The 1,729-nt window shown below is 46.8% G+C and carries 2 pseudogenes; both read left to right on the forward strand.

What is annotated here, in order from left to right:
- Positions 1–267 (forward strand): annotated as a pseudogene (locus UCI88_RS04405) (hypothetical protein); the annotation flags it as partial.
- A 1,055-nt stretch (positions 268–1,322) separates the two neighbouring features.
- Positions 1,323–1,729: pseudogene (locus tag UCI88_RS11470) on the forward strand (YadA-like family protein); the annotation flags it as partial.

The raw sequence follows: 1,729 nt of genomic DNA on the forward strand, positions 1-1,729 counted from the left end.
GTCCTCTTCTCCATCGGCACCAGCATGGGCGGCGGGGAAAACATGTTCAACGCCGGTGTCAGCGTCAAGTTTGGAAGCAGCAATGAATATTCAAACTACTCTAAAGCTTCTTTAGCCGCCGTCGTATCGGAACAGTCGAAACAGTTGGAAGCACAGCATTCGACGATTGAAGCCCTGCAGACCAAAGTTGAAAAACAAGAGCAGGAAAACCAGGAATTACGGGCTCAAGTCCAAGAAATCATGCGCCAATTATCGGCACAGCGATAAATGAATAGACAGTTCACTTCGAGAGGGCACCGGCAATTTGCCGGTGCTCTTTCATTGTTCTAAAGGCCTTTGTTTTGATGTAATGTATTGAGCCGTAAAAACAAAAATGGCATGAATTGTTTTATATTCATGGCCGCCGCTCGTAGATGGCATTCCAATCTATATAGCCATAAACGCGTAAACGGATTTGGAGGACTGCTTGTAATACGGATAAAGTGACTTAAAAAATTAATCGTACTGACAAATAACAATAAGCTTTACTATTATATGAAAATAATATATACTTATAACATAAAGTGAAAATAATAACATATTCGTAAAGATATTTTTACGAGAAAGGCCATCGTGTTATTTAGAACCAAGTGTTCCGGACTCAGGTCCAAGACATCATGGGCCGATTATGGGCAAAACGATAGCAATACACTGTTAACCTCGAAAGGGCATTAGCGGCTTGCTGATGCCCTTTCGTTGTTTATAGGGGAGACATTCCCTAAATTATATGTTGAGGTGATTCTATGGTAATTATGAAGAAAAAATTAGTAATGGCGGCTTTACTGACCGGCATGACGGCTTCGTCAGTCTGTCCGGCTTTGGCTGCTGACGACACGCAGAGTGGGGCTGTCAAAAATCAGTTGGCCTTTGCCCAACAGGCGCTGAAGGAAATTCAGGAAAACTCACCGTTAGTACAGGATTTGCGAGCTAAGTTGGACCAGAATATTGCAGCGATGGACAATGATGATTCATTTTCGGATTTTCCTGAATCTGCCTGGGAGTCTTATGCGAATACCGGGGACTATAATGGGGCCTTGTTCCAGGGAGTACTCTATACCTTAGAGGAAAACGAGCTTTCCAATGCCAGCTATTGGTATAGTGGCTATCCGGGAAGCGGAAATTCCTATATCAGCAGTGGTTATGCCACGTCGGGCGATTCCTTTGTTTATGGGCGAGCTATTATTAATGGGGACGTTACGACCAATGGCGACTTTTCGGTTAACGGTAAGCTGTCTGTCGGCGGCAAAACGTATATTGACGATACCGGAATTCATGCCAATAATCAGCGTATTACCGATGTTGCCGACGGGATTGCCGATACGGATGCCGTCAACGTAGGCCAATTGAAAACGGTCGATGCCAAGGTCGACAGCAATACAGATGCCATCACCAATCTTTCCAGTAACGTGACCAATCTGAACGGCCGCGTCAGTAAGCTCGACACGCGCATCAATCGCGTCGGTGCCGGTGCGGCAGCCTTGGCGGCCCTCCATCCTCAGGACTATGATCCGACGGCGAAGTGGGACTTTGCGGCCGGTTACGGCAATTACAAATCGGCCAATGCCGTCGCTATCGGCGCCTTTTATCGGCCGACGAACGACGTCCTCTTCTCCATCGGCACCAGCATGGGCGGCGGGGAAAACATGTTCAACGCCGGTGTCAGCGTCAAGTTTGGAAGCAGCAATGAATA

Origin of the sequence: Megasphaera massiliensis (assembly GCF_036305205.1) — a bacterium.
Lineage (GTDB): Bacteria > Bacillota > Negativicutes > Veillonellales > Megasphaeraceae > Megasphaera > Megasphaera massiliensis.